Origin of the sequence: Microbispora sp. NPDC049633 (assembly GCF_040675265.1) — a bacterium.
Taxonomy (GTDB): domain Bacteria; phylum Actinomycetota; class Actinomycetes; order Streptosporangiales; family Streptosporangiaceae; genus Microbispora; species Microbispora maris.
The window spans coordinates 1-5395 of sequence record NZ_JBFAOO010000322.1 but is presented as its reverse complement, the minus strand read 5'-3'; the positions used below and the strand labels follow the sequence as shown (position 1 = coordinate 5395).

General features: G+C 70.7%; 7 protein-coding genes. 1 reads left to right on the top strand and 6 read right to left on the bottom strand.

Annotation, left to right across the window (positions count from 1 at the left end; all coding sequences use genetic code 11):
• The 6 genes from AB0J39_RS37980 to AB0J39_RS37955 all read right to left on the bottom strand — a co-directional run.
• Window positions 1–585: serine/threonine-protein kinase (locus tag AB0J39_RS37980; RefSeq protein WP_363473824.1), on the bottom strand; the 585-nt coding region annotated here is incomplete at its 3' end.
• Between the two features lie 24 nt (window positions 586–609).
• On the bottom strand, window positions 610–1002 hold the full coding sequence (locus AB0J39_RS37975; protein ID WP_363473822.1) for an Rrf2 family transcriptional regulator: 393 nt from the start codon (window positions 1000–1002) through the stop codon (window positions 610–612).
• Window positions 1003–1019: 17 nt separating this feature from the next.
• On the bottom strand, window positions 1020–1982 hold the full coding sequence (locus AB0J39_RS37970) for a TOBE-like domain-containing protein (protein ID WP_363473820.1): 963 nt from the start codon (window positions 1980–1982) through the stop codon (window positions 1020–1022).
• Entirely contained in the window at window positions 1972–2769 is a 798-nt protein-coding gene (locus AB0J39_RS37965) for a sulfate ABC transporter permease subunit (RefSeq protein WP_363473818.1), read from the bottom strand. The genes AB0J39_RS37970 and AB0J39_RS37965 overlap by 11 nt, the downstream gene beginning before the upstream one ends.
• Window positions 2762–3556, bottom strand: coding sequence for a sulfate ABC transporter permease subunit CysT (cysT, locus tag AB0J39_RS37960; RefSeq protein WP_363473817.1), 795 nt, complete (start codon window positions 3554–3556; stop codon window positions 2762–2764). Before cysT ends, AB0J39_RS37965 begins: the two co-directional genes overlap by 8 nt.
• 10 nt (window positions 3557–3566) lie before the next feature.
• Entirely contained in the window at window positions 3567–4586 is a 1020-nt protein-coding gene (locus tag AB0J39_RS37955) for a sulfate ABC transporter substrate-binding protein (protein ID WP_363473815.1), read from the bottom strand.
• A gap of 226 nt (window positions 4587–4812) precedes the next feature.
• Here AB0J39_RS37955 and AB0J39_RS37950 point away from each other — a divergent pair.
• Window positions 4813–5395, top strand: a 583-nt coding sequence (locus AB0J39_RS37950) for a hypothetical protein (protein WP_363473814.1), incomplete at its 3' end; no start/stop codon positions are given.

Below are 5395 nucleotides of genomic sequence, written 5' to 3'. Positions count from 1 at the left end.
CGTGCGCGGGCCGCCGGCGGCCCGTTCCGGGGCGAGGTACGTACGGGGCCCGCGGTCGCCGGTCTCCGGAGCGCGGGCGAACGCCGGGTCGGTGGCCGGGATCGCCACGCCGAAGTCGGCGAGCAGCACCCGCCCGTCGTGCGCGAGGAGCACGTTGGCGGGCCGTACGTCGCCGTGCCGTAAGCCGTCCGCGTGGGCGTGCGTGAGCGCGGACAGCACCGCGCGGGCGATGCGCGCGGCCTCGGCGGGGGGCAGGGGTCCGTCGCCGGAGACCACCCCGTCGAGCGAGCGCGAGGGAACCAGTTCCGTCACGACGTACGGCGTGTCGTCCTCTTCGGCCACGTCGTGGACGGCGGCGATGTGGGGGTGGCGCAGCCGTTCGGCCTGGCGGACCTCGCGGGAGATCCGCTGGACGAGCCGCAGCCGCGCGGTCTCGCCCAGGTCGGGGGGCAGCAGGACCTCGCGGATCGCGACGGGACGGTCGAGCAGCGTGTCGCGGCCCTCCCACACGAGCCCGGCGCGGCCGTGGCCGAGGGCGCGGACCAGCCGGTATCGCCCGACGATGAGCTGCCCAGCAGTACCCATAGCGGAGTCTTGCACAAACCGGGATCAGAGGGGTGGCAGTGCTCCCGTCGCGATGTGGGCGAGTGTGACCTCAGTGAGCGTCGCCTGCTCGTGGTCGCGCAGCGCCGTCCAGACGTAGCCCAGCGGTGCGGCGACGCCGTGGAAACCCTCGCTGTCCTGCGGCGCCCCCTCCATGATGACGACGACGTCGGCGAGCGTGATCTGCTCGGCGGGCCGCGCGAGCCAGTAGCCGCCGTCAGGCCCGCGCTGGCTGTTGATGAGGCCGGCCCGCCGCATCTGCAGCAGGATGTTGTCGAGGAACCGCCGCGGAATGCGCTGCGCGGCCGCGATCCGCTCGGCCGGAACCGGCCCCGGCGCCGCCGCGGCCAGTTCGGCGGCGGCACGCAGGGCGTACTGGGTCCGTACGGAAAGCCGCATGTCTCACACAGCGTCCGTCACAGCGCGAGGGCCAGGGACCGGGCGCCGGGCGCGGGCCGCAGATGCACGATGTCGCCCGGCCCGAGATCGAGCCGGTCGGCCTGCTCCCGCGTCACCTGGACCCACGCCTCCTGCCCGCCGATCTCCACCTCCACGCGCACCTCGAAGCCGAGCCGTACGACGCGGGAGACCACGGCGGGCGAGCCGCCCTCGACGGGGTCCTGGCTGATCTCGATGTCGTGCGGGCGGACCAGGTTGCCGCCGAGCTCGGTGACCGGGCCCAGGAAGCGCATGACGAACGGGTTGGCCGGGTTGTCGTACACCTCGCCGGGGCTGCCGGCCTGCACGACCTCGCCCCCGGCCAGCACCACGATCGTGTCGGCGACCTCGATGGCCTCCTCCTGGTCGTGGGTGACGAACACGGTGGTGACGTGGACCTCGTCGTGCAGCCGGCGCAGCCACGCCCGCAACTCCTTGCGCACCTGCGCGTCCAGGGCGCCGAACGGCTCGTCCAGCAGCAGCACCTCGGGCTCCACCGCGAGCGCCCGGGCCAGGGCCATGCGCTGGCGCTGGCCACCCGACAGCTGGGAGGGGTAGCGGTCGGCCAGTTTCTCCAGGTGGACCAGTTCGAGCAGCTCCATGACGCGCTTGCGGATCTCGTCCTTGGGCCGCTTGCGGATCTCCAGCCCGAAGGCCACGTTGCGGAAGACCGTGAGGTGCTTGAAGGCGGCGTAGTGCTGGAACACGAATCCGACGTTGCGCCGCTGCGGGGACAGCCGGGTGGCGTCGACGCCGGAGATCCGGACCGTGCCGGTGTCGGGCCGTTCCAGGCCGGCGATCACCCGCAGCAGCGTCGACTTGCCCCCGCCGCTCGGGCCGAGCAGCGCGGTGAGCGACCCCGCGGCGACGTCCAGCGACACGTCGTGCAGGACCGGCGTGGCCCCGAACGACTTGTTCACATCGCGTACCTCAATTGCCATGAGACCGATCCTTCGGGCGCAGGAGCTTGGTGAGCAGCAGGGTGACCACGGCGATCAGGGCGAGGGCCGTGGCGGCGGCGAACGCGGCCGGCTGGTCGAAGTTCTGGAACCGCTCCTCGACGAACAGGGTCAGCGTCTGGGTCTGGTCCACGAGGCGGCCGGAGACCACCGCGACCGCGCCGTACTCGCCGAGCGAACGGGCCAGGCAGAGCACCACCCCGTAGCCGAGGGCCCAGCGGATGCCGGGCAGCGTGATGCGGGTGAACACCTGGAGGCGGCCGGCGCCCAGCGTGTGCGCGGCCTGCTCCTGCTCGTCGCCGAGCTCCTCCAAGACCGGTACGACGGCCCGTACGACGAGCGGCAGCGCCACGAAGACCGTGGCCAGCACCATGCCGGGGGTGGAGAAGATCACCTGGATTCCCCAGCTCTCCAGCAGGCCCCCGACGGGGGCGAAACGGCCGTACACGAGGATGAGCGCGAGCCCGACGACGACCGGCGAGACGGCCATCGGCAGGTCGATGAACGCCCCCAGCAGCCGCTTGCCGGGGAACTCGTGCCGGACGAGCAGCAGCGCGGCGCCGACCCCGAAGACCGTGTTGGCCACGACGGACCAGCCGGCGACCGTGAGCGTCACCTTGAACGCGTGCAGGGCCGACGGGGAGGTCAGCGCCTCGGCGAACGGCCCGAGACCGTCGCCGAAGGTCCGCCAGACGATCAGTCCCACGGGCAGGACCAGCAGGAACAGGACGTAGGCGACCGCGACCAGGCGCAGGACGTGCTTAGCCACGGCGGCTCCCCCAGCGTTGCAGGACGTCGAGCGTGATCAGCGCCACGAGGGCCACCACGAGCAGCACCGTCGAGATCGCGGCCGCGCCCGTGGTGTTGTCACCCTCGATCTGGCTGAAGATGTTCACCGCCGCGACCTGCGTCTTGAACGGCAGGTTGCCCGAGATGAGCACGGTCGAGCCGAATTCGGCGATCGCCCGGGTGAAGGCGAGGGCGGTGCCCGACAGCATGGCGGGAATCAGGTTCGGCAGGATGATCCGGCGGAAGGTCTGGAACGGCTTCGCGCCGAGCGAGGCCGCCGCCTGTTCCATCTCCGTGTCGAGCTCCAGCAGCACCGGCTGCACCGTACGGACGACGAACGGCAGCGTGACGAACATCAGCGCCAGCACGACCCCGGCCCTGCTGTAGGCCAGGTTGATCCCGAGCGGGGACTGCGGGCCGTACAACGAGAGCAGGACGAGACCGGCGACGATGGTCGGCAGGGCGAACGGCAGGTCGATGATCGTGTCGAGCACGGCCCGGCCGGGGAATCGGTCGCGGACCAGCACCCAGGCGATGACCGTGCCCATGACCAGGTTGACCAGGGCGACGAGCGCCGAGGCGCCGATGGTCAGGGTGAGTGCGGCCCAGGCGTCGGGGGTGGTGACCGAGCGCCAGAAGTACCCGAGTCCCTCGTCCGTCGAACGCCAGACCACGGCGGCCAGCGGGATCAGCACGATAAGGCTCAGATACAGGACCGCGATGCCGAGGCCGGCGGCGGTGCCGCCGGCCACGCGTGACCGTCTCATTTCTCGGTCGTCACTTCTCCGTCGCCACGCCGAGCTTGCGTTCGATCTCCGCGACCTTGCCGGTCTTCGAGTCGAAGAACTCAGTCGTGATCTTGTCCCAGCCGCCGAGGTCCCGGATCGTGAACAGCTGCGGCGGGGCGGGCCAGTCGAAACCGGTCACGCCGTCGACGACCGGGCGGTAGCCGTTCTTGGCGAAGATCGTCTGAGCCTCGACCGAGTAGAGGTACTTGAGGAAGGCGGCGGCCTCCGCGGGGTGGGCGCTGTTCTTGGTCACGGCCACCGGGTTCTCGATCAGGAGCGTGGAGTCCGGAATGACGTAGTCCAGCTCCTGGCCGTTCTGCTGGGCGAAGATGGCCTCGTTCTCGTACGTGAGGAGCGCGTCGCCCTTGCCGCCGGTGAAGGTCTGCAGCGCCTTGCGGCCGCTGTCGTCCTGGACCGGCACGTTCTTGAGCAGCGAGTCGAGGTACGTGAGCCCGGCCGCCTGGTCGGCGCCCTTGTTCGACTTGTAGCCGTAACCCGCGAGGAGGTTCCAGCGGGCGGCGCCGGAGGTGAACGGGTTGGGCGTGATGACCTCGACCCCGGGCTTGACGAGGTCGTCCCAGGTCTTGAGGCCCTTGGGGTTGCCCTTGCGGGTGCCGATGACGACGACGGACTTCGTGAGGATCCCCGCGGTGGGACCGGAGTTCCAGTCCTCCGCGACGATGCCGGCCTTGACGAGCCGGGTGATGTCGGTCTCCAGGGAGAACTCGACGATGTCCGCCTTGAGGCCGTTCGCCACGGCTCGGCTCTGGTCGCCGGACGCGCCGAACGACTGGGTGAAGGTGATGTTCTTGCCCTCGGGCGTCTTCTGGAACGCCTTGATGATGTCCTCGAACGCCGCCTGGGGGGTGGAGTAGGCGACCAGCGCCAACCGGACCTTGTTGCCGCCGCCGTCGCCCCCGCCGGCGTTGCTGTCTCCCCCGCAGGCGGTGACCAGGGTGGTCGTCGCCATGACGGCGGCTGCGATGGCCCCGAGCCTGCGCACTCTCATGCCGTGTCCTCTATTCCGAGAGAATCCTACCAAGTCAGTCGGTTTAGTCGATATTAAAGACCGTTCCAGGAATCCCGTCAAGTCCGATGGGTTTGCAGGGTTGTTGCGCCGATGACAAGCAGACTTCCAGCGATTGTTGTGAAATTTCCAGACAGGACGTGTCGACAAGTGCTAGGAACGGACGCTATTGGGACATGACCCAAAAGCCCACCGAGGAAGGACCTTCATGCGCGACCCGGCCACTGAGGACGCCTACGAGCAGGACGGTTCGCTCAGCCGGCCGTACATCACCGGCGAGGGCCGGCACGGCGGGGAGGGAGACCGGTTCTGGTCCGAGGAGCACGACGAGCAGGCTCTCGGCGCCGCGCCGGGCGACCAGGGCGACGTGCTGTCGGAGGACTGGCGGCCGGACCAGCCCGCGCTGACCCCCGCCGACCACGCCGACCACGATGACTACTACGCCGCCGGACGCACCGCGCAATTCCAGTCGGAGGATCCGGTGAGCGACGGCGACACCGATCCGCGCGGCTTCCTCGGCTCGGGCTGGCGCAACGCCCCAGATTCCGAGGAGGACGAGGCCGAGGGGTCGAGGCGTGGCGGGCTGCTGCTGCGGACCGGTCTGATCGCCGCCGGGGTCCTGGGCGCGATCTGGGCGCTGGCGCTGTGGGTCGGGCAGCCGTCCGGAGCGGACTGCGCGGACGGGGCGTCCTGCGCCGCCGGCGCCGGCCCGGCCGCGACCGCGCCGGTCTCACCGGCCGCCGACGGCGGGCACCTCGCTCACCTCGTCGGCGGGCGCGTCCGTGGGCGCG

Excerpts from the sequence above, each read along its gene's own strand:
- AB0J39_RS37975 (WP_363473822.1), bottom strand. The coding sequence starts at position 1,002 with ATGCGGCTTTCCGTACGGACCCAGTACGCCCTGCGTGCCGCCGCCGAA.
- AB0J39_RS37970 (WP_363473820.1), bottom strand. The coding sequence starts at position 1,982 with ATGGCAATTGAGGTACGCGATGTGAACAAGTCGTTCGGGGCCACGCCG.
- cysT (WP_363473817.1), bottom strand. The coding sequence starts at position 3,556 with ATGAGACGGTCACGCGTGGCCGGCGGCACCGCCGCCGGCCTCGGCATC.
- AB0J39_RS37955 (WP_363473815.1), bottom strand. The coding sequence starts at position 4,586 with ATGAGAGTGCGCAGGCTCGGGGCCATCGCAGCCGCCGTCATGGCGACG.